We start from the raw sequence: 25,615 nt of genomic DNA, 5'->3' as shown, positions 1-25,615 counted from the left end.
AGCTTATGCCGATTGAACCACCTGCCCTTCCGCCCGAAATCACCGTTTTCGAACGCGGCTGGCTGTCGGCCAACAACGTGCTGTTCCACGGGCACGGCGCCACGGTGCTGGTCGACAGCGGCTACTGCGCCCACGCGGCGCAGACCGTGGCGCTGGTGGAATCGGGCCTGCAGGGGCGGCCGCTGGACCGGCTGCTGAACACCCACCTGCACAGCGACCACTGCGGCGGCAATGCGGCGCTGCAGGCGCGCTGGCCACGGCTCATCACGCACATTCCCCCCGGGCAATGGGACCAGGTGCAGGCCTGGGACCCGGTGGCCCTGAGCTACGAGCCCACGGGCCAGGACTGCCCGCGCTTTCGCGCCGACGGCAGGCTCATGCCCGGCAGCGAGTTGACGCTGGGCGGCAGCGCCTGGCAGGTGCATGCCGCGCCCGGCCACGACCCGCACGCCGTGCTGCTGTTCGAGCCGCGCGCGCGTGTGTTGATCTCGGGCGACGCGCTGTGGGAGAACGGCTTCGGCGTGGTCTTTCCCGAACTCGACGGCGCGCACGCCTTCGCCGACGTGGGCGCCACGCTGGACCTGATCGAGCAGCTGGATCCGCTCACCGTCATCCCCGGCCACGGCAGCGTGTTCGGCGGCGTGCCGGCGGCCATCGCGCGCGCGCGCCGGCGCCTGGCAGGTTTCGAGGCCGACCCGATCAAGCACGCACGCCACGCGGCCAAGGTGCTGCTCAAATACAAGCTGCTCGAATGGCAGCAGGCGCCGCTGGCGCAGGTCCAAGCCTGGCTGGCCGCCACGCCGTACTACGCGCGGCTGCATGGCCGCTATTTCGCCGACCGCAGCGCCGTCCAGTGGACGGCCGAGATGGTGCAGGAGCTCGTGGACGGCGGCGCCGCCCGGCGCGAGGGCGAGATGCTGCACAACGCCTGAAATCCGCGCGGCGTACCCGTTGCCATATGGCAACAAACCGGCTTTCCGATCGCACCTCCGATCCGCTAATGCAAATTTTTCGCATTCATTCTTTTAAATGCGATTGATTTGCAACAATAATTGCTCGCGGAATTCAACTACCGTCCGGAGCAACATGCCGTCTTTTTCCTCCATCAAGAAACCCAAGAACCTGCGCATGGCCGCCGCCCTGCTGCCGCTGTCGGCCATGGCCCAGCAGGCGCCGGCGCCCCTCCACACCCTGCCCGCCGTGACCGTGCAGGAACAGGCCATAGACCCCAATCCCAACGCCGAGGTGGGCGCGCCCTACAAGGCCAAGACCTCGGCCGACACGCGCCACACGCGCCCGCTGGCCGAGACGCCCCAGACCATCCAGGTGGTGACCAAGTCGGCCATCGACGACTCCGGCGCCACCGACCTGAAGCAGATCCTGGCGGCCCAGCCCGGCATCACGCTAGGCACGGGCGAGAACGGCAACGCCTTCGGCGACCGCTACATCATTCGCGGCCAGGAGGCGCGCTCGGACGTGTTCGTGGACGGCCTGCGCGACCCCGGCATGACCACGCGCGAGAGCTTCGCCGTCGAGCAGATCGAAATCACCAAGGGTCCCAACTCCAGCTTCGCCGGCCGCGGCAGCGCTGGCGGCGCCATCAATGCCATCACCAAGCAGGCCACGCTGGACTACGACTTCACGCGCGTCTCCGCCGGCGTGGGCACGGACAGCCACCACCGCCTGACCATGGACATGAACAAGGCCTTCAGCGACACGTTCGCGCTGCGCGCCAATGCCCTGACCGCGGGCGAGGACGTGCCGGACCGCAGCCCCTCGCGGCGCCGGCGCGACGGCCTGGCGCTGTCGGGCCTGTGGGAGGTCAACAGCGACCTGTCGGTCACGCTGGACTACTACGGCCTGCGCGCCAAGGACAAGCACCCCGACCTGGGCGGCTACCTCGTGGGCACGGTGCCCAACCGCCGCCCGGCCACGGGCGTGCCGGTCTACGCGCAGGGCAACGACTTCCTGCAGTCCGACGTGGACACGGCCACCGCGCGCATCAACTACCGCTTCGCGCCCAACGTCAGGCTCACCAGCCTGACGCGCTACGGCCAGTCCGACAACGGCTACGCCACCACCGGCGCATCGTTCAACGCCACCGCGCAGCGCCCCGCCATCGACGGCGGCCACACCGGCTGGCAGGAGGTGAAGTACTTCGCCCACCAGGACAACCTGCGCTGGGACAAGGAGATCGGCGGCCTCAAGCACGAGTTCATCTTCGGCTTCGAGTACACCAACCACCGCGTCAAGTCCGGCAACTACCGCGTCACCTCCGCCGGCACGCCCAACTGCCGCACCAGCGCCACGGCCACCAGCAACAACGGGTTCTGCATGACCGACGCGAACGGCGTGCTGCTGCCCAACCTGGGCGACCTGGCCGGCCGCAGCTACGACCGCAACGCCATGAGCCGCGACTGGCACGTGAAGACCTTCGCGCTGTCGGTCATGGACACGGTGGACCTGACCGACAGGTGGACGCTGTTCGGCGGCCTGCGCGCCGACCACACCGACCTGAGCCTGTCCACGTACAACGCCGGCACCGGCGCGCAAACCGCCGACTATGGCTATAACGACACGCTGCTCAACGGCCACCTGGGCGTGAGCTACAAGATCAACCCCATGGGCATGGTCTACGCCAGCTACGGCACCGCGCAGGACATCAACGGCGGCGAGTCCGACGTGGGCACCAGCGCAGGCTACGGCGGCCTGGTGGTGGACAGGTTCGGCAACGCCAACGCCAAGCCGGAAACCTCGCAGAACTTCGAGATCGGCACCAAGTGGAACCTGCTGGACGACAAGCTGCTGCTCACGGCCGCCGCCTTCCGCACGACCAAGAAGGACGTGATGGAAGCCGCGCCAGGCAACACCGGCTATGACTCCGCAGGCATGTTCAACACCGGCAAGAACCGCGTGCAGGGCATCGAATTCGGGCTGGCGGGCAACGTGACCAAGCAACTGCAGATGCAGGCCGGCATGGCCTTCATGAAGTCCAAGGTGCTGGGCTCCGTCAATCCCGCCAACATCGGCAACCCGCTGTCCAACTTCGCCGACCGCACCTTCGGCGTGCAGGGCAAGTACCAGCTCACGCGCGACTTCTCGCTGGGCGCAGGCGCGCGCTACGAGAGCGACCGCTGCGGCGGCCAGCCCGACACGGGCGCCGGCTACGCCAACGGCATGTGCTCGCAGCCCGTGCCCTCGTTCACCGTGTACGACCTGTTCGCCAGCTACCGCATCAACAAGCATGCCGACCTGCGCCTGAACGTGCTGAACGCGACCGACAAGGACTACTACACGGCCGTGTACCGCTCGGGCGCCTTCCTGTACAAGGGCGACGGCCGCGCGGTGCGCCTGACGCTGAACCTGGATTTGTAAGCAAAAATGGCCGATAACGCTTACTGGGAAAGCGCCAGCAGCTATTGTTTTCGATGAGCCCTTCCGACCGCATTCCCCCCGGCGTCTGGAACGCCATCGACTACGAGCGCCTGGCCCCCCAGGCCATGGATGCGGGCCGCCACGCCTACGTGGCCGGCGGCTGCGGCTGGGACGCGACGGTGGCCGCCAACCGCGCCGCCTTCGCGGGCTGGGCCGTGCTGCCGCGCCTGCTGCGCGACGTGCGCGCGGGCCACACGCGCCTGCAACTGGCCGGCATGGACCTGCCCCACCCGCTGCTGCTGGCGCCCGTGGCGCACCAGCGGCTGGCCCACCCCGACGCCGAGATCGCCACCGCCCGCGCCGCCCAGGCCACGGGCAGCTGCCTGGTGGCGAGCACGCTGTCGTCCTGCACGCTGGAGGACATCGCCGCGGCCAGCGGCCCGGCGCGCTGGTTCCAGCTCTACCTGCAGCCGGAACGCGAACACAGCCTGGACCTGCTGCGCCGCGCCGAGGCGGCGGGCTACCGCGCCATCGTGCTCACGCTGGACGCCAGCATCCAGCTGGCCAGCCGCGGCGCGCTGCAGGCCGGCTTTGCCATGCCCGCCGACTGCGTGAGCGCCAACCTGGCGCGCTACCCGCAGCCGGCGCCGGCCCAGCCGGCCGCGGGCGAAAGCCGCATCTTCCAGGGCGCCATGCGCCACGCCCCGCGCTGGGACGACCTGCGCTGGCTGCTGGCCAGCACGCGCCTGCCCGTCTGGATCAAGGGCGTGCTGCACCCCGAGGACGCGCGCGAGCTGCAGGCCGCCGGCGCGGCCGGCCTCATCGTCTCCAACCACGGCGGGCGCAGCCTGGACGGCGCGCCCGCCAGCCTGCGGATGCTGCCCGCCCTGCGCACCGCCGTGGGCGCCGGCTACCCCCTGCTGCTCGACGGCGGCGTGCGCAGCGGCCAGGACGCCTTCAAGGCCCTGGCCCTGGGCGCCGACGCGGTGCTCGTCGGCCGGCTGCAGGTCTACGCCCTGGCCGTGGCCGGCGCCCTGGGCGTGGCCCACATGCTGCAGATGCTGGTTGAGGAACTGCACGCCTGCATGGCGCAGGCCGGCTGCGCCCGGCTGTCCGACATCACCCACGACACGCTCACACCATCATGCTGATCTCCATAGACCAGGTTCTCACCAAGGAGCAGGTACGCCAGTTCCGCCAGGAGCTGGACGCCGCCAACTGGGACGACGGCGCCGCCACCGCGGGCACGCTGGCCAAGGCCGTCAAGCGCAACCAGCAGATCCCCGACGGCAGCGAGCTGACCGTGCGCCTGGGCCAGCAGATACTGCGCCGCCTGGCGCAGACGCCGCTGTTCATCAGCGCCGCGCTGCCGCGCACCATCTACCCGCCGAAGTTCAACCGCTACGCGGGCGGCGGCACCTACGGCGCGCACGTGGACAGCGCGCTCATGTACCTGCCCGGCAGCAGCCAGCAGATGCGCACCGACCTGTCGGCCACGCTGTTCCTGGCCGAGCCCGAGGAATACGAGGGCGGCGAGCTGGAGGTGGAAGGCCCGTTCGGCGTGCAGACGGTGAAGCTGTCCGCGGGCGACATGGTGCTCTACCCCTCCACCAGCCTGCACCGCGTGACGCCCGTCACCAACGGCGCGCGCGTGGCCTCGTTCTTCTGGATCGAGAGCCTGGTGGCCGACGAGAGCGAACGCACGCTGCTGTTCGACCTGGACCAGTCGATCCAGCAGCTCACGCCCCTGGTGGCGCCGGACGACATGCGGCTCGTGCAGCTCACCGGCGTCTACCACAACCTGCTGCGCCGCTGGGCAAAACCATGATCCCCCCTGAGCCGCTTCGCGTCCTCCCCCAGGGGACGACGCCAGTGGCCGGGCAAGGCCCGCTCCACGGCGTCTGCTGGCTTGACGAGCGCCGGTTTCAAGCCCATCCGACCCCCCTCAAGAAAGAGAGTCCCGTATGACCACCAGCTGGATCACCCGCATCGCCGCCCTCGCCCTCGCCGCCAGCGCGGGCGCCGCCTTCGCCCACGGCAAGGTGGAATGCAAGGAATACCCCAAGGCCGAATGGCGCCCCCACACCGAGCTGGAGAAAAAGCTCATCCAGGAAGGCTGGACCATCCGCCGCATGGAAAAGACCGACACCTGCTACGAGGTCTACGGCAAGACCCCCGACGGCAAGCGCGTGGAGGCCTTCTTCGATCCCAAGACCTTCGAGCGCGTGGAAGACTGATGCGCGTGTGGGACGCCCCGGTGCGCCTGCTGCACTGGGGCATGGTGGCCGCCGTGGCCGTGGCCTGGTGGAGCAGCGACGACACGGGCCCGCTGCACGAGAACACGGGCTACGTGGTCGTCGCGCTGCTCGCCGCGCGCCTGGCCTGGGGCTTTCGCGGCAGCCATTACGCGCGCTTCGCACAGTTCGTGCGCGCGCCGCGCGCCGCGCTGGCCTACGCGCGCGCGGCGCTGGCGGGCCATGCGCCGCGCTACATCGGCCACAACCCGCTGGGCGGCTGGATGGTGCTGGCGCTGCTGGCCGACCTGGGGCTGCTGGGCTTCACCGGCTGGCTCTACACCACCGACATGTTCTGGGGCTACGGCTGGCTCGCCAACCTGCACAAATGCCTGGGCTGGGCGCTGCTGGCGCTGATCGCGCTGCACGTGGCCGGCATGCTGTGGACAAGCTGGCAGCACCGCGAGAACCTGGTGCGCGCCATGGTCACCGGAGCCAAGGCGCCGCCGCAGGGCGACGACGTGGTATGAAAAGTGGCTTTAGCGCCTGATGGGCAATCGCCTACAGCTCATTTTTTAATAGCGAACACCGATCAAGGCAGGTCCTTGTTCGGCTCAGGCTCGCGCGCGTCGCGCGGGCCCACCAGCCCTAGGCGGCTCTTGAGCGACTGCGGCTGGCCGGTCAGGATGGCGGCGTAGTTCACGGTGTTGGCCAGCACCTTCTTGACGTAGTCGCGCGTCTCGTTGAAGGGCACGTTCTCGGCCCAGATGGCGGCGTCCAGCACCGGCCCGTTGCGCCAGTTGCGCGGGCGGCCCGGGCCGGCGTTGTAGGCGGCGGCGGCCAGGGGCATGGAGCCGTCGAAGTCGTCCAGCGCCAGCTTGAGGTAGGCCGTGCCTATGGTGATGTTGGTGTCGCGGTCGTTGATCTGCTGGGGCGTGAAGCCCGTCAGGCCGATCTTGCGGGCCGTCCAGCGCGCCGTGGCCGGCATGACCTGCATCAGCCCCGATGCGCCCACGCCCGAGCGCGCGTCCATGATGAAGCGGCTTTCCTGGCGGATCAGGCCGTAGACGTAGGCCGGGTCCAGGCCTATGCCCCTGGCGCGCTGCACCACGGTGGCCTGGTACGGCATGGGAAAGCGCTGCGCCACGTCGATCACGTCGCGCGTGCGCTCGCTGGTGTTGATGCAGCGGTCCCACACCTGCCGCTCGCAGGCCAGGTCGGCCGCGGCCAGCAGTTCGCGTTCGGACATGCCGCCCTGCTGGTGCAGGTTGGTGGTGTAGTTCCACTCGCGCACGCCCTCGCTGCGCAGACCCAGCGCGATGGCGTATAGCGCCCGGTTCAGGCCGGGGTTGGCGCGCGCCGCGGCCTTCTCGGCATCGGTGAGCGGCGCGGGCGCGGGCGCGGGCGTGACGCGTGCGCCCAGTTCCTCCAGCGCCAGCTGCTCGTAGAAGCCCGTGGTGCCGGCGATGCGCTCGTACAGCTGGCGCGCCGCGGCGCGGTCTTCCTCGCTGGCGCGTCCCGCGGTGAGCGAGCGGGCCTTCCAGTACACCCAGGTGCTGTCCTGGCGCGCGCGGGCGCTCATGGCGTCGATGCTGCGGCCCACCAGCTTCCACTGGCCGGCGCGCAGCGCGGCGCGCACCTTCCAGGCCAGCATGTCGTCGTTCAGGTCGGTGTCGCGGCCCACGTTGCCGAAATAGGCGAGCGCATCGGGCGACAGCGACAGCGCGGCCTGCTTGCCGATCAGGCCCCAGAGCCAGTTGCGCTCCTCGGCCGAAAGGTGCACGCCCCATTTGCTGTCCAGCAGGCCCGCCGCGGCGCCGGCGTCGCTCATGGCCATGCGCACCAGGGCCAGCACCACGAGTTCCTGCCGCTCCTTGCCCCGGGCCGTGGCGCGGCCGGTGAGGTACTTGGTGGGGGAGTCCAGCGCCTCGCGCAGCTGCGCCAGGGCGTCGGGCGCGACGATCTCCACCGCCTTGCGCGCCATGCGCAGGCGGTTGGCCTCGGCGGCCAGGCGCGCCTTGCGCCACACGTCCAGGGGCTTGATCTTCCTGGCCGCCAGCATCTCGGCGGCGGCGTTGGAGCAACCGTCGTCCAGGTCGCGCAGCGCGTACCAGTTGCTCAGCACCTCGGCGCCGGCATCCTCGGCGGCCGTGCCCTTGATCTGATCGATGGCGAGCGCGTAGCAGCGCACCTCGCGGTCGTCGCCCATGCGGTAGTACGGGTGCAGATCGGCGAACTGGTCCCAGTCGCGGCGCTGGCCCAGCAGCAGCAGCCAGTCGTTGCGCAGGCGGTCCTCCTGGTAGGTGCCGGCAAAGCGCTGCAGGAAGGCGTTCACCTGGTCGCTCTGGGCCTGGTCCAGCCGCGCGCGCAGCTCCCAGTAGGCGGCCCAGGGTTCCAGCGGGTGGCCGCGCACCGTGGGCAGCAGCGCGGTCAGTCTTGACTTGTCGCCCTTGCGGAAGGCCTGCTGCATCTCCAGCAGGGTATCGTCGCCACGGTTCTGGGCCGCGGCCCACGGGGCGGCGGCGGCCAGCGCGGCCCCTGCGATCAGCGGTGTCAAAATCTTGAGCCAATGCATTGGGGGATTATGTAATGGACAAAGCAGCCCTGCGCCGCACTTTGGTAGCACAACGCCTGGACATGCCCGACCGGCTGCGGCGCGCCGACCTGCTGCAGCGCGTGATGCGCATCTGGCTCGTGGACCGCCCGGACACCGTGATCGGCGCCTACTGGCCCATCAAGGGCGAGTTCGACCCCCTGCCCGCCCTGCACCGCTGGAAGGAGGACGGCGAGCTGCTGGACGAGCCCCAGCGCCGCCGCATCGGCCTGCCGGTGGTCAACAAGCAGCACCGCACGCTGACCTTTCACGCCTGGTACCCCGGCTGCGAGATGGAGGAGGACGCCTACGGCATCCCCAAGCCCAAGGACACCGAGGTCATCGTGCCCACGCTGCTGTTCGTGCCCTGCGTGGGCTACGGCCCCGGCGGCTACCGGCTGGGCTACGGCGGCGGCTTCTACGACCGCACGCTGGCCACGCTGCAGCCCCGGCCCTTCACCGTGGGCCTGGGCTTCACCCAGGGCTACCTGGACGACTTCGAGCCCGAGGCGCACGACATGCCGCTGGACGCCATCCTCAACGACAACGGCGTGGTCTGGCCCGTATGAGCAGGCTCTGATCGGAAAACTCCTCGCCCGACATGGACAAGCACAAGCGGCCCACACTCTTGCGGCATCCACCGAAAGGAACCCCGCCATGCTCCAGCTCTACATCGGCAACAAGAACTATTCGTCGTGGTCCATGCGCCCCTGGGTGCTGCTGCGCCAGGCCGGCATCGCGTTCGAGGAAGTGCCCGTGCGCTTCGACAGCTTCGACGCCAATTCCCAGTTCAAGCGCCGGCTCAAGGCCGTGAGCCCCACGGCCAAGGTGCCGGTGCTGGTCGATGGCGGCCTCACGGTCTGGGACAGTCTGGCGATCGCCGAATACCTGGCCGAGACCCACCCCGACAAGCGGCTGTGGCCCGAGGACCGCGCCGCGCGCGCCCACGCCCGCAGCGTGACGGCCGAGATGCACAGCGGCTTCACCGCGCTGCGCGGCCACTGCCCCATGAACATCGAGGCGCGCCTGCCCGAGGTGGGCGCCATCCTCTGGCGCGACCAGGCCGGTGTGCGCGCCGACGTGCAGCGCCTGGCGGACATGTGGGGCGAGCTGCTCGCGCGCCATGGCGGCCCCATGCTGTTCGGCCATTTCACGATCGCCGATGCGTTCTACGCGCCCGTGTGCATGCGCCTGGCCACCTATGCCCTGCCGCTGCCCCGGCCCATCGCCGACTACGTGCAGCGCGTGCGGCAGCTGCCGGGGGTCAAGGCCTGGATCGACGGCGCGCTGGCCGAGCAGGACTTCCTGGACTTCGAGGAGCCGTACCGCGCGCGCCGCGGCTGAACCGCGGGGGACGCCGCCATGAGACTGCACATCCTGTCGGACCTGCACCTGGGCGTGCAGGGCATGGAGCACCCACGCACCGACGCCGACGTGGTCGTGCTGGCCGGCGACATCGCCCGGCCCGAGCAGGCCGTCGCCTGGGCCCGGGGCTTCGGCAAGCCGGTGCTGTACGTGCCGGGCAACCACGAGTTCTATGGCGCGAGCCTGCAGCAGACCGCGCGCACGCTGCGGGCGCTGTGCGCGGATGGCCCCGTGCAGCTGCTGGACAACCGCAGCCTCGCGCTGCGGGGCGTGCGCTTCGTCGGCAGCACGCTGTGGAGCGACTTCCGCATCGCCGGCGAGGGCCAGGCGCGCGCCGATGCCATGCAAGAGGCGCGGCGCCTCGTGCGCGACTTCCAGCGCATACACACCACGGAGCAGCCGGACGCCCCCCTGTTCAGCCCCCAGGATGCGGCCGCGCTGTACGACGCCAACGTGCAATGGCTGGAGCGCGAGCTGGCGCGGCCCTTCGACGGGCCCACGGTGGTCATCACCCACCACGCGCCCTCGCCGCGCAGCATCCACCCGCGCTTCGCCGGCTCGCCGCTGAACGCCATCTTCGTGTCCGACGCAGAAAACCTGGTCGCCGCCAGCGGCGCGCGGCTGTGGATACACGGCCACACGCACGACAGCTTCGACTACCTGCTGCACGGCACGCGCGTGCTGTGCAACCCGCGCGGCTACGGCAAGGACGGGATGAACGAGAACCCGCTGTTCGACCCGGCACTGGTGGCCGAGGTGGCCGCCTGAGTCATTCCGCGACGATCCTGTGGCGCGCCGCCAGCCGCTTCCACATGCCCAGCTCATCCCGCAGCCGGGCCGCGAAGGCCTCGGCCGTCAGCCCTGCGGGCACCGCACCGTCGGGGTTGAGGATGGCCGCCAGCTCCGCGGATGCGGCGATCTCGTTGATCTCGCGGTTGTAGCGCTCCACCAGCGCCGCCGGCGTTCCCGCCGGGGCGAACACCCCCACCCAGATGTCGATGGCATAGCCGGGAACGGTGGCCGCCAGCGGCGCCAGCGTGGGGAACGCCGGATGCGCCTGCCGGGACGTTACGGCCAGCGGCCGCACCTTGCCGCCGGACATCAGTGCGGCCATGGAGCTCTGGTTGCCGATCATCACGTCGATCTGCCCGCCCGCAAGGTCGGCCAGCGCGTTGGCCGCCCCCTTGTAGGGAACGTGCAGCAGCTTGATGTGCGCCGCATCGCCCAGCAGCTCCGTCGCCAGGTGCCCCACCGAGCCGACTCCGGCGCTGCCGTAGGTCAGGGTGCCCGGACTGGCCTGCGCGGCGGCCACCAGGTCGGCGGGCGATTTGAATGGCGCGGCCCCCGACACCGCCAGCACCAGGGGCCCCTGGGCCACCATGGCCACCGGCGCGAACGCGCCGACCGGATCGAAAGGCAGGCGCGGCTGGGTCGCCGCCGCGGTCAGGAAGGTGGAGGAGGTCAGCAGCAGCACCGAGCCATCTGCGGGCGACTTGGCCACCGCGTCGGCCCCGATCACGCCGGCCGCGCCCGCCTTGTTCTCCACGATCACCGTCGTGTGCAGCCGCCTGGCGAGGGGCACGGCAATGGCGCGGGCTATCGCGTCGTTGCTGGCCCCCGCCGAGAAGGGCACGACGATCTTCACCAGCCTGGGCACGGCCGCCTGCTGGGCATGGGTTGGCGCGGCCGCGGCGCTCAGCAGGCCGGCGAGCAGCCCCAGGGAAGCAATCCAATGGCGCATGGCAAGTCCTTTTCTCGCGTTGCAATGGGATGGGCGGTCAGGCGGGGATGGGCAGGTCCAGCAGCGGCGCGTACTGCTGCGCGCCGAAGATGTCGCCGTCGCCCGCGCTGCCGCTGGGCCGCAGGCGGTAGATCGTGAATTTGATGGCGTAGCCGGGGTCGTATTCGACGAAGTCAGAGATCCGTTCCGGCGGTATGCGAAACAGCCCGGCCATGCCTTCGCGCGTCAGCACGCGGCTGCGCTTGACGCGCTCGTAGGTGGCGCCATCGCGGAAGATTATGTCGAAGGTGATCTTGTTGACGCCCGCGTTCTTGCTGCGGATGGTCTTGGCGAGTTCACTGAGTTTCTGCGTGGTCATGGGTATCTTCCGAATCAGGCGCCGGCTTCGGTCATGTGGGTGGGGAACAGCTCCAGGCCGCTGTCCACGGCCACGGTGTGGTTCAGGGTCCAGCGGTAGGCAGCGCTCGCGTGCAGCACCTCGTCCAGGGGGAACGAGACCGAGCCGGCCGTGCCCTTCACGTCGGGCAGGCGCGCGTAGAACATCTGGCGCAGTCCGATCAGGGTGACCTCCTCGGCCATCTCCCGCGTGGGCGCGACCCCCTGCACCATCACGCACAGCTCGTGGCCCGGCTGGTTGCGCAGAGGCTCCAGCTCGCCCATCACGCCGTCGCGGCCATAGACTTTGTAGTGCAGCTCGTAGCCGCCGTCCCCGAAGCGCGCGCGCACCTGCTCGCGCGCCCATTCGATCACCCGGTCCACATGGGCGATGGTGTAGGGGTCGCGGATGCCGCACAGGCCCACGTAGCGCTCGCCCACCTTGCCCGAGCCTTCCAGCTTGACGCGGATCTTCTCGGACGGGACGAAGCGCGAGCCCGTGATGCGCGTGGTGCGCTCGTCGAACTGCTCGTAATGGCAATGGCGCATGTCCAGCCGCCCGCCCGCGAAGAATTCGTCGTAGGGGTTGGAGCGCTCGTACATCGCATGCCCGGCCACCGATGCGATGGTGCAGCGCTGTGCCGGCAGCATGGCGGTCACCTTCACGTCGCCGTGGGAGATCTCGCCCATCACGGTCTCCTTGCCGCCGTAGGGCTCGGCGCAGAACGACGCGCACTCCAGCACCTTGCCCAGGTAGTAGGCATAGTCCGCCGGAAAGCCGTGGTGCAGCGCGGGCGCGGCGAACACCGCGGCATCGGAGCTGCGGCCGCCGATGATCACGTCGGCCCCCTGGCGCAGCAGCTCCATGTAGGGGTGCACGCCGGCCATCCCCACGATGCGGTCGGTCGCGTCGAGCTCGGACTCCACCAGGTCGGCAAAGCCGTCCAGGCCCTGGATCGCCTCGCCCGCGCGCATCTTGCGGCGCAGCAGCTCCTTGTCCACCTCGGAATAGAAGTAGCCGAGCTTGAACTTCTTCAGGCCATGCTTTTGCGCCAGCTCGCGGATGATGCGCACGTACAGGTCCACGCGACTGTTCGATCCGGTGTCGCCGGCCGAGCCGATGATCATCGGCACGCCGAGCCGGCGCGCGGCCAGCAGCATGGCCTCCAGGTCGTGGCGCTGCCAGGCCTCGGGGCTGGTCGAGGTGTCGGAGCCCAGGGGCACGGGCCCCACGTCGTCGCTGCCGGAGTCGGCGGCGATGTAGTCGGGCCCGGCCTGCACCCCGAGGTGAAAGCTCTCTGTGCGCAAGGGCGCAAAGCCCAGGTGGCCGTTGGGGCAGATGATCTTCAAAGATTGCATGCGGTTTTCTCCTTGTGGCCGGTCCGCCGGATACCCCGGCGTCCGTGCGCAGAACCCATTGCATGCACCGTGCCAGTCAGGCACGCAGAAAAAACTCTTTTATTTCAGGCACTTGGAGACTCCCCGCAGTCGCCGCGAGCCATATGCGCGTGAATATCACGCGGCGTGCGTGATATTCACGCAATCAAGTGACCTGGTCCGCCCCGTCCCTTGCCGGTGCCATTCCCAGCTTGATCATCTGGTGGCGCAGGGCATGCCGCGAGAGCGCCAGGCGCTCGGCCGCGGCTCCCATGTGCCCTTGCGCGCGCGCCAGGGCCTGGGCGATCAGGGTGCGCTGGAACTGCGCGGTGGCCTCCAGGTAGCCCTGCGCCGGCACGCCGCCACCAGCCGCGGCCGGGCGCGCAGCCCGCGCCTCGCGCAGGATGCGCTGGGGCAGGTGCGACGCCTCGACGCAGTCCCCGTCCTCCAGGATGCAGATGCGCTCCAGCAGGTTCTCCAGCTCGCGCACGTTGCCCGGCCACTGGTAGGCGCGGAAGATCTGCTCCACCTCCGGCGACAGCCTGCGCACCGTGCTGCCGTACACCGCGTTGTACTTGGCCAGGAAGCGGTCGGCCAGGATGAAGATGTCGTCGCCGCGTTCGCGCAGCGGCGGGATATTGATGGCGATCACCTGCAGCCGGTAGTACAGGTCGTCCCGGAACTTGCCGTCCTTGACCTCCGATAGCAGGATCCTGTTGGTCGCGGCGATGAAGCGCACGTCCACCGAGATCGGATGCACCGATCCCAGGCGGCGAAAGCGCCGGGTATCCAGCAGGGTGAGGATCTTGGCCTGCATCACGGGATCGAGCTCGCGGATCTCGTCGAGGAACACCGTGCCCCCGTTGGCCGACTCGATCAGGCCTTCCTTCTTGCCCGCGGCCCCCGTGAACGCGCCCCGCTCGTAGCCGAACAGTTCCGACTCCAGCAGGTCCCCGGGAATGGCCGCGCAGTTGATGTCGATGAACTCCCGCTCGCAGCGCTCGGAATGCCGGTGGAGCATGCGCGCCACCAGCCCCTTGCCCGTGCCGGTCTCGCCGTAGATGAGCACCGTGCTGGCCTTGCTGCGGGCCACGCGCAGCACCAGCTGGCGCAGGGCCACGATGGAAGCATGCTCGCCGATCAGGTCCATGGCGGAAAACGTTGCGAGGGCAAGGCCCGGGGTATCCATCTTAGATGGCGCCGATACACTCGATCCATGCAAATCTACATGGTGGGCGGCGCCGTGCGCGACCGGCTTCTGGGCCGCCCCGTCAATGACCACGACTGGGTCGTCGTGGGCGCCCGGCCCGAGGACATGGTGGCGCGCGGCTTCGTGCCCGTGGGGCGCGACTTTCCCGTGTTCCTGCACCCCGAGACGCACGAGGAATACGCGCTGGCGCGCACCGAGCGCAAGAGCGGGCGCGGCTACCGCGGCTTCGTCGTGCAGGCCTCGCCCGACGTGACGCTGGAGGAAGATCTCTCGCGGCGCGACCTCACTATCAATGCGATAGCTGCCAGCGCAGACTGGATAGGCGCCGAGGGCCTTTTCGACCCCTATGGCGGCGCGCGCGACCTGGAGCGGCGCGTGCTGCGCCACGTGACCGACGCCTTCCGCGAAGACCCCGTGCGCATCCTGCGCGTGGCGCGCTTCGCGGCGCGCTTCACCGACTTCACGGTCGCGCCCGAGACGATGGCGCTGATGCGCGAGATGGTGCAGGCCGGCGAGGCCAACCACCTCGTGGCCGAGCGCGTATGGCAGGAGCTCTCGCGCGGGCTGATGGAGGAAAAGCCCTCGCGCATGTTCGACGTGCTGCGCGCGTGCGGCGCGCTGGCCGTGGTGCTGCCCGAGGTGGAGCGCCTGTGGGGCGTGCCCCAGCGCCCCGAGCACCACCCCGAGGTGGACACCGGCGTGCACCTGATGATGGTGCTGGACATGGCCGCGCGCCTCTCGGCGCCGCTGGCCGTGCGCTTCGCCTGCCTCACGCACGACCTGGGCAAGGGCACGACGCCGGCCGACGTGCTGCCGCGCCACATCGGCCACGAGCAGCGCAGCGGCAAACTGCTCAAGGCCGTGGCCGAGCGCCTGCGCGTGCCCGTGGACTGCCGCGAGCTGGCCGACGTGGTGGCGCGCGAGCACGGCAACATCCACAGGAGCGGCGAGCTCGGCGCGGCCGCGCTGGTGCGCCTGCTGGAGCGCTGCGACGCGATCCGCAAGCCCGCGCGGCTGGACGACATCCTGCTGGCCTGCGAATGCGACGCGCGCGGGCGCCTGGGCTTCGAGGACGCGCCCTACCCGCAGCGCGCGCGCCTGAACGCGGCGCTGGCGGCGGTGCAATCGGTTGCTACCAGCGTGATAGCTGCCTGCGCTGCATCCATGGGCGTTACGGGCCAAAAAGTGGGCGAGATGATCCACGCCGCGCGCGTGCAGGCCGTGGCCGACTGGCTGGCCACATTAGCCGACTGAATTCACCCAGCGCGCGATGTCGGCCGCGCCCAGCGCGCCCGAGACGCGCGCCGCCTCCCGCCCGCCCTTGAACAGGATCATGGTCGGGATGCTGCGGATGCCGTAGCGCCCGGCGATCTGCGGGTGCGCCTCGGTATCGAGCTTGGCCAGGCGCACATGGGGTTCGAGGGTACGCGCCGCCTGCGCGAAGGCCGGCGCCATCTGGCGGCACGGGCCGCACCAGGGCGCCCAGAAGTCCACCACCACGGGTACGTGGCTGCGCCCCACGTGCCGGTCGAACGTGGCGGCGTCCAGCGCCAGCGGCTCGCCCGTGAACAGCGGGCGGTGGCAGCTGCCGCAGTCGGGCGCGCTGCCCAGCTGCGCGGCCTGCACGCGGTTGGTGGTGTGGCAGTGGGGACAGACGATGTGCAGTGCTTCGGTGGTCATGGGGGCCATCTGCGGGCCGGGGCGCGGATTTCAACGGGCGCCACGCCCGAATGGGCCCACAGAGCAACAAACTGTGAACTACTGTTCTTTCCAGGCCCAATGCGCCGATGGCCTACAGCCCGCGCGCCCTGAAGTGGCTAAGGTGACGGCGATGCCCATACCCCCCCTGCCCACCGCGAACCACGCGCTGTTCCTCGACTTCGACGGCACCCTGGCCGACATCGCCGCGCAGCCCGGCGCCGTGCGGGTGCAGCCCGAGGTGATAGACAGCCTGCGCGACCTGCACGCCGCGCTCGGCGGCGCGATGGCCATCGCCACCGGCCGCACCGAGGCCGACATCGACCGATTCCTGCGCCCCCTGCGCCTGCCGCTGGCCTGCGAGCACGGTGCACAGTACCGCCTGGGCAGCGGCCGCGCCGGCGGCGCGCACGCGATCGATCTTGCGGCGGTGCTGGGCGCCCTGCGCCCGCTCGTGGCCAGCCACCCGCAGCTGCTCGTGGAGGTCAAGAGCGCCGGCATCGCGCTGCACTACCGGCAGGCGCCGCACCTGGAGGCGCTGTGCCTGCGGGCGCTGGCGCAGGCCATGCACAGGGTGCGCGGCGCGGAGCTCATGCGCGGCAAGTGCGTGCTGGAGGTCAAGCCCGCCGGCCCGAGCAAGGGCCGCGCGATCGCGGACTTCATGCGCCAGGCGCCATTCGCGGGCCGCGTGCCCCTGTTCATCGGCGACGACGTGACCGACGAGGCGGGCTTCGCCGCCGTGCAGGCGCTGGGCGGCCTGGGCGTGAAGGTGGGCGAAGGCCCAACGCAGGCGCGCGCGCGCCTGGGCTCGCCGGGCGAGGTGCGCGACTGGCTGCGCGCCGCCGTGCGGGCCCTGGCGCAGCCCGTGCCCGCGCTGGCCGGGGGGTGACCTCCATGAGCGCCCCGCAGGCCGCGGCCGAGCCTTCGCTCGCGCTCGGCATGGTGGGCAACTGCGCGATCAGCGCGCTGGTCGATGCGCGCGCGTGCATCGTCTGGTGCTGCATGCCGCGCTTCGACGGCGACCCGGTGTTCAACGCGCTGCTGCAGCCCGGCGACGAGGGCAGCCGCTTCGCCATCGCGCTGGAGGACTTCGCCGCGAGCGAGCAGTGGTACGAGCCGAACACCGCCGTGCTGCGCACGCGCCTGACCGACCTGCACGGCAACTGCCTGGAGGTGACGGACTTCGCGCCGCGCTTCTACGCGCGCGCGCGGTTCTTCCGCCCCAACATGCTGGTGCGCCGCGTGCGGCCCGTGCGCGGAGCACCGCGCATCCGCGTGCTGCTTCGCGTCCTCTACGACTGGGGCCAGACGCGGCCCACGATCACGCGCGGCAGCAACCACGTGCGCTACGTGGGCAGCGCCTTCGCGCTGCGCCTGAACACCGACGCGCCAGTGACCTACGTGCTCTCGGGCCAGCCCTTCACGGCGCAGCGCGAGTACAACTTCCTGCTGGGCGCCGACGAGACGCTCGCCGAGGGCATAGGCGACACGGCACGCCACTGCGAGCAGGAGACCATCGCCTACTGGAAGCACTGGACGCAGCGCCTGCACCTGCCGCTCGAATGGCAGGACGCGGTGATCCGCGCGGCCATCACGCTCAAGATGTCGCTGTTCGAGGACACGGGCGCCATCGTCGCCGCTATGACCACGAGCATCCCCGAATCGGCCCGCAGCGGCCGCAACTGGGACTACCGCTACTGCTGGCTGCGCGACGCGTTCTTCGTCGTGCGCGCGCTCAACAGCCTGTCGGAAGTGGGCACGATGGAGGACTATCTGCGCTGGCTCGGCAACGTGGTCGCCAAGGCGGGCGAGGGGCACATCCAGCCGCTCTACGGCATAGGCCTGGAGCACGAGCTGCCCGAATCCATCGTGCCGCACATGGCGGGCTACCGCGGCATGGGCCCGGTGCGCGTGGGCAACCAGGCGACGGAGCATTTCCAGCACGACGTGTACGGCAACATCGTGCTCGGCGCCGCGCAGGCCTTCCACGACCGGCGCCTGCTGCACCCGGCGGGCAGCGCCGAGTTCGCGCGGCTGGAGAAGATCGGAGCGCTCGCCGTGCAGGTCTACGGCCAGCCCGACGCGGGCATGTGGGAGCTGCGCACCCGCGCGCGCGTGCACACCTCGTCGGCGCTCATGAGCTGGGCCGCGTGCGACCGGCTCGCAAAAATAGCCACCGCGCTGGGCCTGCCCGAGCGCGCGCGCTACTGGCAGCTGCACACGCAGCAGATGCAGGACGAGATCCTGGAGCGCTCCTGGAGCCCCGCGCGCCGGGCGTTCGCCGAGAGCTTCGGCGGCAGCGAGCTGGACGCGAGCGTGCTGCTGATGGCCGAGGTGGGCCTGATCCACCCCGCCGACCCGCGCTTCGCGAGCACGCTCGACGCGATGGAGAAGACGCTCTGCGACGGCCCCTACATGCGCCGCTACGAGGCCGCCGACGACTTCGGCAAGCCCGAGACCTCGTTCAACATCTGCACCTTCTGGCGCATCGACGCGCTCGCGCGCACCGGCCGCGGCCAGCAGGCGCGCGAGATCTTCGAGGCCATGCTGGCCGTGCGCAACCCGCTGGGCCTGCTGTCGGAGGACACGCACGCCGCCACGGGCGAGATGTGGGGCAACTTCCCGCAGACGTACTCGATGGTCGGCGTCATCAACGCGGCCATGCGCCTGTCCGCCCCGTGGGACACGGTGATATGAGCCGCCTCGTCGTCGTCTCCAACCGCCTGGCCGATCCGCGCAAGCCGGCCGCCGGGGGGCTGGCCGTTGCGCTGGGCGACGCGCTCGCGCGCACGGGCGGGCTCTGGTTCGGCTCCAGCGGCGCCACGGCCGCGGACCTCGCGCCCGGCGAGGGGCGCCTGCGCACGCGCCAGGCCGGCAAGGTGCTGCTGGCCAGCGTCGATCTCTGCGCAGAGGACCACGCCGCCTACTACCAGGGCTACGCCAACAGCGTGCTGTGGCCAGTGTTCCACTACCGGCTCGACTTGGCCCAGTTCGACCCCGCCTACCTCGTCGGCTACCGGCGCGTGAACCAGATGTTCGCGCGCAAGCTGCTGCCGCTGCTGCGCGAGAGCGACCTGATCTGGGTGCACGACTACCACCTGATCCCGCTGGCGGCCGAGCTGCGCGCGCTGGGCTGCCGCCAGCGCATCGGCTTCTTCCTGCACATCCCCGTGCCGCCGCCGCTCGTCATGGCCGCACTGCCGCAGCACGAATGGCTGATGCGCTCGTTCTTCGCCTACGACCTCGTGGGCCTGCAGAGCGAGGCCGACGTGGACCACTTCACGCGCAGCATGGTCACCGAGGCCGGCGCGCAGGAACTCGGCGCGCAGCGCCTGCACGCCTACGGCGCCACGGTGCGCGTGGCGGCCTTCCCCATCGGCATCGACGTGGAGGAATTCCAGGCCCTGGCCGCCGCGCCCGACGCGGTGCACACCTTCGAGGCCCTGCGCGCCGAATACTCGCGCCGCCAGCTGCTGCTGGGCATCGACCGGCTGGACTACTCAAAGGGCATCCCGCAACGCGTGCGGGCCTTTCGCCAGCTGCTGGAGCGCTACCCCGAGAACCGGAACAGCGCCACGCTGGTGATGATCGCCTCGCCCAGCCGCGACGACGTGCACGCCTACGCCGACCTGCGCCAGGAGCTGGAGGGCCTGTGCGGCGCGATCAATGGCGACTACGGCACCCTGGACTGGATGCCGCTGCGCTACATCCACCGCACCGTGGCGCGCAGGCGCGTGCCCGGCCTGTGCCGCGCCGCGCGCGTGGGGCTGGTCACGCCGCTGCGCGACGGCATGAACCTCGTGGCCAAGGAATACGTGGTGGCGCAGGACGAGGCCGACCCCGGCGTGCTCGTGCTCTCGCGCTTCGCGGGCGCGGCCGAGCAGCTCGAAGAGGCGCTGCTCGTCAACCCCTACGACACGCAGGGCATGGCCGGCGCCATCCAGGCCGCGCTGCACATGCCGCTGGCCGAACGCCAGTGGCGCCACCAGCGGCTGCTCGAACGCATACGCCGCCACGACGTGCACTGGTGGCGGCAGGGCTTCCTTCAGGCGCTGGAGGAGTCGAGCAGCGCCAGCGCCGCGTAGTCGCCCACCCGCTCGCCCAGACCCGCGCGCACCAGTTCCACCCCATCGGTCAGCACCGCGAAGTGGCGCACCAGCTCCGCGCGCAACAGCGGCAGCAGCAGCGCCTCGTGGTGCAGGAACACCGCGCCGCCGATGCTGATGCGCCGCAGGTCCAGCGTGGCCACCAGGTTGTAGAACAGCCGCCCCATGAGCGCGCACAGCCCGCGCACCTGCGCGAGCGCCGCCGCGTCGCCGCGCGCGGCGGCGTCCAGCAGGGCCTGCGCCTGCAGCCCCAGCCGGCGCGGCAGGGCATTGCCCGCGACGAGCGACTCCACATCGCCCCGGTTGCCGCAGCCGCACAGCGGGGGCTCGCCCGCCACATCGCCGACGAAGGAATGGCCCGCATGCCCCGCGTTGCCGTTCTTGCCGCGCAGTACGCGCCCGTCCACGCACAGGCCCACGCCGATGCCGGTGCTCCAGGTCACGTAGGCGCAGTCATCCACGCCGCGCAGCGCACCCCAGCGGCGCTCGGCGGCCAGCGCGGCCACCGCGTCGTTGGCCACCTGCACGCGCCCCTCGCCCATCGCCCGCGCCAGCGGCGCCTCCAGCGGCACGCAAGTCCAGCCATTGCCCAGGCCCCGCGGCGCGCCCGCGAGGCCGCCGCAGATGTTGGGGTTGCTCACCTCCACCCGGCCCGCGCGGCGCACGAACGGCCCGCACGATGCGACGCCCACGGCCGCCACGTCGCCGCGCGTCAGGCCCTGCGCGGCGCAGGCCGCGTCCAGCAGGCGCAGCACCTGCCGCGCGAGCGCATCGGCCTCGCCGGTCTTGACGGTGGGCTCGCTCAGGCGCGCGAGCAGCGCGGGCGGCTCGCCGGCGCCGGACGGCATGGCCAGGCACACGGCCACCTTGGTGCCGCCGAGGTCCACGCCGGCCAGCATGGGCGGCGACTGCAGGGGAAGGGATGGCTGCGACATGGCGCCCCATCATGGCGCATGCGCAGCGCGCCCCGTGTAGGGCAAGGGCTTTTCAGAATTGATAGCTATCAGCGCTTGATAGGCAAGCGCTGGAGCCCCAAAACACTCACAACCACTTCACCAGCATGCTCAGCAGGAAGCTCAGCAGCAGCGTGCTGGTCAGCGGAATGAACCAGTCGCGCCCGAACAGCCGGAACTGGAAATCCCCCGGCAGCCGCCCCAGCCCCAGGCGCTTGAGCCAGGGCGTGAGCCCGTTGATCAGCACCAGGGCGAGGAAGACGGCGATGACCCAGCGCAGCATGCGTCAGCCGCCGTAGCTGGCGACCTCGATCAGGTTGCCGTCCGGGTCGCGGCAGTAGACCGAGGTCATGGGGCCGAGCGCGCCGGTGCGCTCCACCGGCCCCACCTCGGGCACCACGCCCACGGCCGCGAAATGCGCGAGCACCTCGTCCGCCGTCTGTTCGGTGACGAAGCACAGGTCGTCGCTGCCGGGCGTGGGGTTGACGCCCGTGAACCAGGCCACGGCGTCCTCGCCCACGGGCCGCAGGTTGATCTTCTGGCGGCCGAACTTCATCGCCACGCGCGGGCCGGTGCGCGAGGCGAATTCCTCGCGCTCCATGCCCAGCACGCGCGCGTACCAGTCGGCGCTGGCCTGCACGTCCGCGACGTTGAGGACGATGTGGTCGAAGCGGTCGATCTTCAGGGACATGGGGTCAGGCCTTTCTGGATGGGAAATCAGAGCCGATGCGTGCGGTCGCCCTGCGCGAAGCCCACAGGCGTCCACGGCTCGCCCGGCCCCACGGCCAGCACCTTGAACAGCTCGCCCATCTCGTGCTCCAGCATCAATTTAGCCGCCAAGGCTCGCTGGGCAAGCGTGAGGCGCTCCATTTCCTGCAGCAAACCGCAGTTCAGCAGAAAGCGCGCCTGGCTCGTGTAGCCCAGCACGTTGAGGCCCGCGTCCTGCGCCGCCAGGGCCATGGCGGTGAAGTTCACGTGGGCGGTGATGTCCTTCTCGCCCACGTCGGCCAGCGGGTCGTCGTCCGCGCGGTGGGCGCGGTGGCACATTACCGTGCCCATGTGGCGCTGGGGGTGGTAGTACTCGTCCTCGCCGAAGCCGTAATCGATGAGGAGGGCCGCACCACGCGCGAGCCGCTCGCCCAGCGTGCGCATGAAGGCCTCGCCCTGGGGGTGGATCTCGGTCAGGTAGTCGTGGCCGCCCTCGATCTCCACGGGCGGACGCAGCGCGGTGGGCCGGTCGCTCCAGGCAAGAGCACCCCCGGCATCCAGCGCCACGCCGCGCTCGTGCCAGGCGCCCTGCACGCGATGCAGCAGCTGCACCGGCATGGCGTCGAGCAGCTCGTTGCCCACGACCACGCCTTCGATGGCCGCGGGCAGGCGCTCGGCCCAGTGCACGCGGCCGGCATGCGCGGCCAGGCGCTCCTGCTGGCGCGCGCGCAGGCTGCCCGACAGGTCCACGATGGTGTAGCGCCGCACGCGCTCGCCCAGGGCTTCGAGCAGTTGCCCGGCCAGCGCGCCGCTGCCGGCGCCGAACTCCCAGACCTCGTCGGTCCCCGTGGCGTCGAGCGCCTCACGCACCTGGGCGGCCAGCACCTTGCCAAACACGGGCGAGAGCTCGGGCGCGGTGACGAAGTCGCTACCGTCCTCGGGCATGCTGCCGAGCTTGCGCAGCCCGCCCGCGTAGTAGCCCAGGCCGGGGGTGTAGAGCGCCAGCTGCATGAAGCGGTCGAAGCCGATCCAGCCGCCGGCAGCGGCCAGGTCCTGTCGAATGTGCTGGAAAAGCGCGTCGGTGGGGGTGGTCATAATTGGCGATTCCGCGCACGCGTCACCCCTGAGTCTCATGAGCGATTCCCCTGGTTCTCCGGTCCCTGGCCCCATCTGTCCGGGCGCGTGGCATCCGGGCGATTGTATTTGTGGCCGCTATCTTCAAGGAGCAAGTGCATGAGCGAGAGCGTGCAGCAGGACGACTGGGTGCTGGTCACCGGCGCGGCCCACCGCCTGGGCCGCGAGATCTGCCTGGCCTTCGCCGCGGCGGGCTGGAACGTGCTGTGCCACTACCGTGCATCGCAGGCCGGCGCCCAGGACACGCAGGCCGCCGTGCAGGCGCTGGGGCGCGCCTGCCTGCTGGTACAGGCCGACCTGGCCCAGCCCCAGGCCGGCACGCAGCTGCTCGACCAGTGCGTGGCGCTCACGGGCCAGGCGCCGCGCTGCATCGTCAACAACGCCTCGATCTTCGAGGCCGACGACGCGCGCACGGCCAGCGCCCAGGGCCTGGTGCGGCATTTCCTGACCAACACGGCGACGCCCCTGCTGCTGGGCAACGCGCTCTCCGCCTGGCTGCGCGCGCAGGGCCGGCCCGCGACGGGCGGGTACAGCGTGGTCCACGTGCTCGACCAGAAGGTGCACAACCTCAACCCCGACTACTTCTCCTACACCGTGAGCAAGCTGGCGCTGGAGCGCAGCGTGGCCCTGCAAGCCCAGGCCCTGGCGCCCCACGTGCGCGTGTGCGGCCTGTCGCCAGGGCTGATCTACCTGAGCGGCCCGCAGACGCAGGACAACTTCGACCGCGCAGCCCAGGTCAACCTGCTGCGCAAGCGCATAGAGCCGGCCGACGTGGCGCGCTGCGCCGTGTTCATCGCGGGCAACGCCAGCCTGAACGGCTGCACGCTGCAGGCCGACAACGGGCAGCACCTGGTGCCCCTGGAGCGGGACGTGATGTTTGCCATAACGGAAAATCCGCGCCCATGAACTCCATACTGCTTGCCTTCGGCGCCATCGACGCGCGCCTGGCCACCGGGTGCCGCGCGTTGAGCCTGCGCCGCCACGAGGCGGCCGTGCGCATAGGCGTGCACGCGCACGAGCGGCTGGCCGCACAGCGCATGTGGTTCGACGTGGACCTGTGCGTCAAGCTCGACCACGCGCCCGCGGCCAGGGACCACATCTCCGAGACGCTGGACTACGACTTCATCCGCGACGTCATCGCCCGCGAGGTCGGCAGCCAGCACCACGAACTGCAGGAATCCCTGTGCGACGCCATTGCCGCGGCCCTGCTGCAGAGCCCTGGCGTGCACGCCGTGCGCGTGGCCACGCGCAAGCCCGACATTTATCCCGACAGCGCATCCATAGGGGTGGAGCGGGTATGCATCAAGCCCTGGTGAAACCGTGACCGAATTTTTCTATCATTCGCGCCCAGGCGAAGGCCGGCAGGCGCTTACGCTCACCGGCCTGCGCTTTCACGCCAACCTGGGCATCCTCGACCACGAAAAGACCGCCCCCCAGCCGATCCAGGTGGATGCCGAGCTCAACCTGGGCCCCCAGCCTCTGGCGCCGCGCGACGACGACATCCGCCATGTGCTGGACTACCGCAAGGTGCGCCAGATCATCATCGACGAGTGCACGGCCGAGCACGTGAACCTGCTCGAGAGCCTGATCGGCAAGCTGGCCCAGCGGCTCATGCATCTGCCCGGCGTGCTGGGCGTGCGCGTGAAGATCGCCAAGCTGGAAATTTTTGATGACTGCGAAGTCGCCATTCGCGTCGAAACCGGACAGTGGTAACCCCATGAACGCAACCCTGAATGCAGCCGACTGGATCGGCGAAGAACCCGCAACCGACAACCGCAAGATCGAGCGCGAGCAGATCAAGCTGGAAAAGCGCCTGTGCCGCGAGGTCGGCCGCGCCATCCTGGACTTCAACATGATCGAGGAAGGCGACCGCATCATGGTCTGCATGTCCGGCGGCAAGGACAGCTACACGCTGCTGGACATCCTGCGCCGCCTGCAGAAGCGCGCGCCGGTCAAGTTCGACATCGTGGCCGTCAACCTGGACCAGAAGCAGCCCGGCTTTCCCGAGCACGTGCTGCCCGACTACTTCAAGAGCATTGGCGTGGAGTACCACATCGAGAACCAGGACACCTACAGTGTCGTCAAGCGCGTGGTGCCCGAAGGCAAGACCACCTGCAGCCTGTGCTCGCGCCTGCGCCGCGCCATCCTCTACAAGGTGGCCGACGAACTCGGGTGCACCAAGCTGGCCCTGGGCCACCACCGCGACGACATCGTCGCCACGCTCATGCTCAACATGTTCTACGGCGGGCGCATGAAGGGCATGCCCCCGAAGCTCGTGAGCGACGACGGCCGGCACGTGGTGATCCGCCCCCTGTGCTACGTGCCCGAGAAGGACACGGCGCGCTGGGCGCAGTACCAGCAGTTCCCCATCATCCCCTGCAACCTGTGCGGCAGCCAGGAAGGCCTGCAGCGCGTGGTGGTGGGCGAGATGCTGCGCGAGTGGGACAAGAAATTCCCCGGCCGCATCGAGAGCATGCTGCGCGCCATGGGCCACGTCGTCACCACGCACCTGATGGACCCGAAGCTGCACGACTTCAGGAACGCCAAGGCCACCGGCATCGCCGACCCCGATGGCGACACCGCGTTCGACCACGAGGAGTTCCCGGCCGCGCCCGGCCTGCCGGGCATGCAGGTGGTGCAGATCGGCTGAGAACGTGCCTTTCGAGGTGTCGCGCCGTGACGAAGGCCCTGGCGCCGGTAAACGCCGGTAAATGTTGGGCGTCGAGGGGCCTGCAGGCGTTCACGC

27 protein-coding genes are annotated in these 25,615 nt (G+C 70.2%); 17 read left to right on the top strand and 10 right to left on the bottom strand.

What is annotated here, in order from left to right; translation table 11 throughout:
* Nucleotides 1–5 precede the first annotated feature (5 nt).
* The 6 genes from ALIDE2_RS02895 (at nt 6) to ALIDE2_RS02870 (ending at nt 6,139) form a co-directional block, all read left to right on the top strand.
* On the top strand, nt 6–932 hold the full coding sequence (locus tag ALIDE2_RS02895) for an MBL fold metallo-hydrolase (RefSeq protein WP_013721349.1): 927 nt from the start codon (nt 6–8) through the stop codon (nt 930–932).
* Nucleotides 933–1,086: 154 nt separating this feature from the next.
* Nucleotides 1,087–3,375, top strand: coding sequence for a TonB-dependent receptor (locus tag ALIDE2_RS02890; RefSeq protein ID WP_013721348.1), 2,289 nt, complete (start codon nt 1,087–1,089; stop codon nt 3,373–3,375).
* 53 nt (nt 3,376–3,428) lie between these two features.
* Nucleotides 3,429–4,526, top strand: coding sequence for an alpha-hydroxy acid oxidase (locus tag ALIDE2_RS02885; RefSeq protein ID WP_013517511.1), 1,098 nt, complete (start codon nt 3,429–3,431; stop codon nt 4,524–4,526).
* Nucleotides 4,520–5,203 (top strand): Fe2+-dependent dioxygenase, encoded by a 684-nt coding sequence (locus tag ALIDE2_RS02880; protein ID WP_013721347.1) that lies wholly within the window; start codon nt 4,520–4,522, stop codon nt 5,201–5,203. Before ALIDE2_RS02885 ends, ALIDE2_RS02880 begins: the two co-directional genes overlap by 7 nt.
* Nucleotides 5,204–5,339: 136 nt before the next feature.
* Nucleotides 5,340–5,612: a PepSY domain-containing protein gene (locus ALIDE2_RS02875; protein ID WP_013721346.1), complete on the top strand. Its 273-nt coding sequence runs from the start codon at nt 5,340–5,342 to the stop codon at nt 5,610–5,612.
* The gene (locus ALIDE2_RS02870) at nt 5,612–6,139 is read left to right on the top strand and encodes a cytochrome b/b6 domain-containing protein (RefSeq protein WP_013721345.1); all 528 of its coding nucleotides are present in this window, start codon (nt 5,612–5,614) and stop codon (nt 6,137–6,139) included. The genes ALIDE2_RS02875 and ALIDE2_RS02870 overlap by 1 nt, the downstream gene beginning before the upstream one ends.
* 62 nt (nt 6,140–6,201) lie before the next feature.
* Here the strand turns inward: ALIDE2_RS02870 and ALIDE2_RS02865 are convergent, their stop codons facing one another.
* On the bottom strand, nt 6,202–8,184 hold the full coding sequence (locus tag ALIDE2_RS02865; RefSeq protein WP_013721344.1) for a lytic transglycosylase domain-containing protein: 1,983 nt from the start codon (nt 8,182–8,184) through the stop codon (nt 6,202–6,204).
* Nucleotides 8,185–8,198: 14 nt separating this feature from the next.
* Here ALIDE2_RS02865 and ALIDE2_RS02860 point away from each other — a divergent pair, with 14 nt between their 5' ends.
* From ALIDE2_RS02860 to ALIDE2_RS02850, 3 genes are all read left to right on the top strand, one after another.
* A complete protein-coding gene (locus ALIDE2_RS02860; RefSeq protein WP_013517506.1) occupies nt 8,199–8,771 on the top strand; it encodes a 5-formyltetrahydrofolate cyclo-ligase in 573 nt (190 codons plus the stop codon).
* Nucleotides 8,772–8,859: 88 nt separating this feature from the next.
* The gene (locus ALIDE2_RS02855; protein WP_013517505.1) at nt 8,860–9,546 is read left to right on the top strand and encodes a glutathione S-transferase family protein; all 687 of its coding nucleotides are present in this window, start codon (nt 8,860–8,862) and stop codon (nt 9,544–9,546) included.
* An 18-nt stretch (nt 9,547–9,564) separates the two neighbouring features.
* On the top strand, nt 9,565–10,335 hold the full coding sequence (locus tag ALIDE2_RS02850; RefSeq protein ID WP_013721343.1) for a metallophosphoesterase: 771 nt from the start codon (nt 9,565–9,567) through the stop codon (nt 10,333–10,335).
* 1 nt (nt 10,336) lies between these two features.
* Here the strand turns inward: ALIDE2_RS02850 and ALIDE2_RS02845 are convergent, their stop codons facing one another.
* The 4 genes from ALIDE2_RS02845 to ALIDE2_RS02830 all read right to left on the bottom strand — a co-directional run bounded on the left by ALIDE2_RS02845 (nt 10,337) and on the right by ALIDE2_RS02830 (nt 14,210).
* The gene (locus ALIDE2_RS02845) at nt 10,337–11,308 is read right to left on the bottom strand and encodes a tripartite tricarboxylate transporter substrate-binding protein (protein ID WP_013517503.1); all 972 of its coding nucleotides are present in this window, start codon (nt 11,306–11,308) and stop codon (nt 10,337–10,339) included.
* Nucleotides 11,309–11,345: 37 nt separating this feature from the next.
* Nucleotides 11,346–11,666, bottom strand: coding sequence for a DUF4387 domain-containing protein (locus ALIDE2_RS02840; RefSeq protein WP_013517502.1), 321 nt, complete (start codon nt 11,664–11,666; stop codon nt 11,346–11,348).
* Nucleotides 11,667–11,680: 14 nt separating this feature from the next.
* Nucleotides 11,681–13,042 carry an acyclic terpene utilization AtuA family protein gene (locus tag ALIDE2_RS02835; RefSeq protein WP_013721342.1) on the bottom strand — a complete coding sequence of 454 codons (1,362 nt, stop codon included), beginning with the start codon at nt 13,040–13,042 and terminating at the stop codon, nt 11,681–11,683.
* 184 nt (nt 13,043–13,226) lie between these two features.
* Entirely contained in the window at nt 13,227–14,210 is a 984-nt protein-coding gene (locus ALIDE2_RS02830) for a sigma-54 interaction domain-containing protein (RefSeq protein WP_013721341.1), read from the bottom strand.
* Between the two features lie 66 nt (nt 14,211–14,276).
* Between ALIDE2_RS02830 and ALIDE2_RS02825 the strand changes: the two genes are divergently transcribed.
* Nucleotides 14,277–15,524 (top strand): multifunctional CCA addition/repair protein, encoded by a 1,248-nt coding sequence (locus ALIDE2_RS02825; RefSeq protein ID WP_013721340.1) that lies wholly within the window; start codon nt 14,277–14,279, stop codon nt 15,522–15,524.
* Here ALIDE2_RS02825 and trxC read toward each other — a convergent pair.
* Nucleotides 15,513–15,959: a thioredoxin TrxC gene (gene trxC / locus ALIDE2_RS02820; protein ID WP_013517498.1), complete on the bottom strand. Its 447-nt coding sequence runs from the start codon at nt 15,957–15,959 to the stop codon at nt 15,513–15,515. The two genes, ALIDE2_RS02825 and trxC, sit on opposite strands and share 12 nt — an antisense overlap.
* A gap of 142 nt (nt 15,960–16,101) precedes the next feature.
* On the opposite strand from trxC, the gene otsB reads away from it, so the two are divergent.
* Genes otsB through ALIDE2_RS02805 form a run of 3 tightly spaced genes read left to right on the top strand, consistent with a single transcriptional unit; the run spans nt 16,102 to nt 20,053 of the window.
* Nucleotides 16,102–16,857: a trehalose-phosphatase gene (gene otsB, locus ALIDE2_RS02815; protein ID WP_013721339.1), complete on the top strand. Its 756-nt coding sequence runs from the start codon at nt 16,102–16,104 to the stop codon at nt 16,855–16,857.
* Nucleotides 16,858–16,862: 5 nt separating this feature from the next.
* Complete coding sequence (locus ALIDE2_RS02810; protein WP_013721338.1) at nt 16,863–18,665, top strand: glycoside hydrolase family 15 protein; 1,803 nt, start codon at nt 16,863–16,865, stop codon at nt 18,663–18,665.
* Nucleotides 18,662–20,053 (top strand): alpha,alpha-trehalose-phosphate synthase (UDP-forming), encoded by a 1,392-nt coding sequence (locus tag ALIDE2_RS02805; protein WP_013721337.1) that lies wholly within the window; start codon nt 18,662–18,664, stop codon nt 20,051–20,053. The genes ALIDE2_RS02810 and ALIDE2_RS02805 overlap by 4 nt, the downstream gene beginning before the upstream one ends.
* Here the strand turns inward: ALIDE2_RS02805 and ALIDE2_RS02800 are convergent.
* The 4 genes from ALIDE2_RS02800 to ALIDE2_RS02785 form a co-directional block, all read right to left on the bottom strand.
* Complete coding sequence (locus ALIDE2_RS02800) at nt 20,014–20,973, bottom strand: ROK family protein (protein WP_013721336.1); 960 nt, start codon at nt 20,971–20,973, stop codon at nt 20,014–20,016. The two genes, ALIDE2_RS02805 and ALIDE2_RS02800, sit on opposite strands and share 40 nt — an antisense overlap.
* Nucleotides 20,974–21,115: 142 nt before the next feature.
* Nucleotides 21,116–21,310 (bottom strand): DUF2905 domain-containing protein, encoded by a 195-nt coding sequence (locus tag ALIDE2_RS02795; RefSeq protein WP_013721335.1) that lies wholly within the window; start codon nt 21,308–21,310, stop codon nt 21,116–21,118.
* 3 nt (nt 21,311–21,313) lie between these two features.
* Nucleotides 21,314–21,718, bottom strand: coding sequence for a VOC family protein (locus ALIDE2_RS02790; RefSeq protein ID WP_013517493.1), 405 nt, complete (start codon nt 21,716–21,718; stop codon nt 21,314–21,316).
* A 26-nt stretch (nt 21,719–21,744) separates the two neighbouring features.
* Nucleotides 21,745–22,830, bottom strand: a complete 1,086-nt coding sequence (locus ALIDE2_RS02785; protein WP_013721334.1) for a class I SAM-dependent methyltransferase — start codon at nt 22,828–22,830, stop codon at nt 21,745–21,747.
* A 138-nt stretch (nt 22,831–22,968) separates the two neighbouring features.
* On the opposite strand from ALIDE2_RS02785, the gene ALIDE2_RS02780 reads away from it, so the two are divergent.
* Genes ALIDE2_RS02780 through ttcA form a run of 4 tightly spaced genes read left to right on the top strand, consistent with a single transcriptional unit; the run spans nt 22,969 to nt 25,519 of the window.
* Nucleotides 22,969–23,775, top strand: a complete 807-nt coding sequence (locus ALIDE2_RS02780; RefSeq protein ID WP_013517491.1) for an SDR family oxidoreductase — start codon at nt 22,969–22,971, stop codon at nt 23,773–23,775.
* Nucleotides 23,772–24,185, top strand: a complete 414-nt coding sequence (locus ALIDE2_RS02775; RefSeq protein WP_013517490.1) for a dihydroneopterin aldolase — start codon at nt 23,772–23,774, stop codon at nt 24,183–24,185. The genes ALIDE2_RS02780 and ALIDE2_RS02775 overlap by 4 nt, the downstream gene beginning before the upstream one ends.
* Nucleotides 24,186–24,189: 4 nt before the next feature.
* A complete protein-coding gene (locus tag ALIDE2_RS02770; RefSeq protein WP_013517489.1) occupies nt 24,190–24,582 on the top strand; it encodes a dihydroneopterin aldolase in 393 nt (130 codons plus the stop codon).
* 4 nt (nt 24,583–24,586) lie between these two features.
* A complete protein-coding gene (ttcA, locus tag ALIDE2_RS02765; RefSeq protein ID WP_013721333.1) occupies nt 24,587–25,519 on the top strand; it encodes a tRNA 2-thiocytidine(32) synthetase TtcA in 933 nt (310 codons plus the stop codon).
* The last annotated feature ends 96 nt before the right edge of the window (nt 25,520–25,615 follow it).

The sequence above is a fragment of the Alicycliphilus denitrificans K601 genome (genome assembly GCF_000204645.1).
GTDB lineage: Bacteria > Pseudomonadota > Gammaproteobacteria > Burkholderiales > Burkholderiaceae_C > Alicycliphilus > Alicycliphilus denitrificans.
This window is presented reverse-complemented; position numbering and strand designations above follow the sequence as displayed.

Excerpts from the sequence above, each read along its gene's own strand:
- ALIDE2_RS02895 (WP_013721349.1), top strand. The coding sequence starts at position 6 with ATGCCGATTGAACCACCTGCCCTTCCGCCCGAAATCACCGTTTTCGAA.
- ALIDE2_RS02890 (WP_013721348.1), top strand. The coding sequence starts at position 1,087 with ATGCCGTCTTTTTCCTCCATCAAGAAACCCAAGAACCTGCGCATGGCC.
- ALIDE2_RS02885 (WP_013517511.1), top strand. The coding sequence starts at position 3,429 with ATGAGCCCTTCCGACCGCATTCCCCCCGGCGTCTGGAACGCCATCGAC.
- ALIDE2_RS02880 (WP_013721347.1), top strand. The coding sequence starts at position 4,520 with ATGCTGATCTCCATAGACCAGGTTCTCACCAAGGAGCAGGTACGCCAG.
- ALIDE2_RS02875 (WP_013721346.1), top strand. The coding sequence starts at position 5,340 with ATGACCACCAGCTGGATCACCCGCATCGCCGCCCTCGCCCTCGCCGCC.
- ALIDE2_RS02870 (WP_013721345.1), top strand. The coding sequence starts at position 5,612 with ATGCGCGTGTGGGACGCCCCGGTGCGCCTGCTGCACTGGGGCATGGTG.
- ALIDE2_RS02865 (WP_013721344.1), bottom strand. The coding sequence starts at position 8,184 with ATGCATTGGCTCAAGATTTTGACACCGCTGATCGCAGGGGCCGCGCTG.
- ALIDE2_RS02860 (WP_013517506.1), top strand. The coding sequence starts at position 8,199 with ATGGACAAAGCAGCCCTGCGCCGCACTTTGGTAGCACAACGCCTGGAC.
- ALIDE2_RS02855 (WP_013517505.1), top strand. The coding sequence starts at position 8,860 with ATGCTCCAGCTCTACATCGGCAACAAGAACTATTCGTCGTGGTCCATG.
- ALIDE2_RS02850 (WP_013721343.1), top strand. The coding sequence starts at position 9,565 with ATGAGACTGCACATCCTGTCGGACCTGCACCTGGGCGTGCAGGGCATG.
- ALIDE2_RS02845 (WP_013517503.1), bottom strand. The coding sequence starts at position 11,308 with ATGCGCCATTGGATTGCTTCCCTGGGGCTGCTCGCCGGCCTGCTGAGC.
- ALIDE2_RS02840 (WP_013517502.1), bottom strand. The coding sequence starts at position 11,666 with ATGACCACGCAGAAACTCAGTGAACTCGCCAAGACCATCCGCAGCAAG.
- ALIDE2_RS02835 (WP_013721342.1), bottom strand. The coding sequence starts at position 13,042 with ATGCAATCTTTGAAGATCATCTGCCCCAACGGCCACCTGGGCTTTGCG.
- ALIDE2_RS02830 (WP_013721341.1), bottom strand. The coding sequence starts at position 14,210 with ATGGACCTGATCGGCGAGCATGCTTCCATCGTGGCCCTGCGCCAGCTG.
- ALIDE2_RS02825 (WP_013721340.1), top strand. The coding sequence starts at position 14,277 with ATGCAAATCTACATGGTGGGCGGCGCCGTGCGCGACCGGCTTCTGGGC.
- trxC (WP_013517498.1), bottom strand. The coding sequence starts at position 15,959 with ATGGCCCCCATGACCACCGAAGCACTGCACATCGTCTGTCCCCACTGC.
- otsB (WP_013721339.1), top strand. The coding sequence starts at position 16,102 with ATGCCCATACCCCCCCTGCCCACCGCGAACCACGCGCTGTTCCTCGAC.
- ALIDE2_RS02810 (WP_013721338.1), top strand. The coding sequence starts at position 16,863 with ATGAGCGCCCCGCAGGCCGCGGCCGAGCCTTCGCTCGCGCTCGGCATG.
- ALIDE2_RS02805 (WP_013721337.1), top strand. The coding sequence starts at position 18,662 with ATGAGCCGCCTCGTCGTCGTCTCCAACCGCCTGGCCGATCCGCGCAAG.
- ALIDE2_RS02800 (WP_013721336.1), bottom strand. The coding sequence starts at position 20,973 with ATGCTGGCCGGCGTGGACCTCGGCGGCACCAAGGTGGCCGTGTGCCTG.
- ALIDE2_RS02795 (WP_013721335.1), bottom strand. The coding sequence starts at position 21,310 with ATGCTGCGCTGGGTCATCGCCGTCTTCCTCGCCCTGGTGCTGATCAAC.
- ALIDE2_RS02790 (WP_013517493.1), bottom strand. The coding sequence starts at position 21,718 with ATGTCCCTGAAGATCGACCGCTTCGACCACATCGTCCTCAACGTCGCG.
- ALIDE2_RS02785 (WP_013721334.1), bottom strand. The coding sequence starts at position 22,830 with ATGACCACCCCCACCGACGCGCTTTTCCAGCACATTCGACAGGACCTG.
- ALIDE2_RS02780 (WP_013517491.1), top strand. The coding sequence starts at position 22,969 with ATGAGCGAGAGCGTGCAGCAGGACGACTGGGTGCTGGTCACCGGCGCG.
- ALIDE2_RS02775 (WP_013517490.1), top strand. The coding sequence starts at position 23,772 with ATGAACTCCATACTGCTTGCCTTCGGCGCCATCGACGCGCGCCTGGCC.
- ttcA (WP_013721333.1), top strand. The coding sequence starts at position 24,587 with ATGAACGCAACCCTGAATGCAGCCGACTGGATCGGCGAAGAACCCGCA.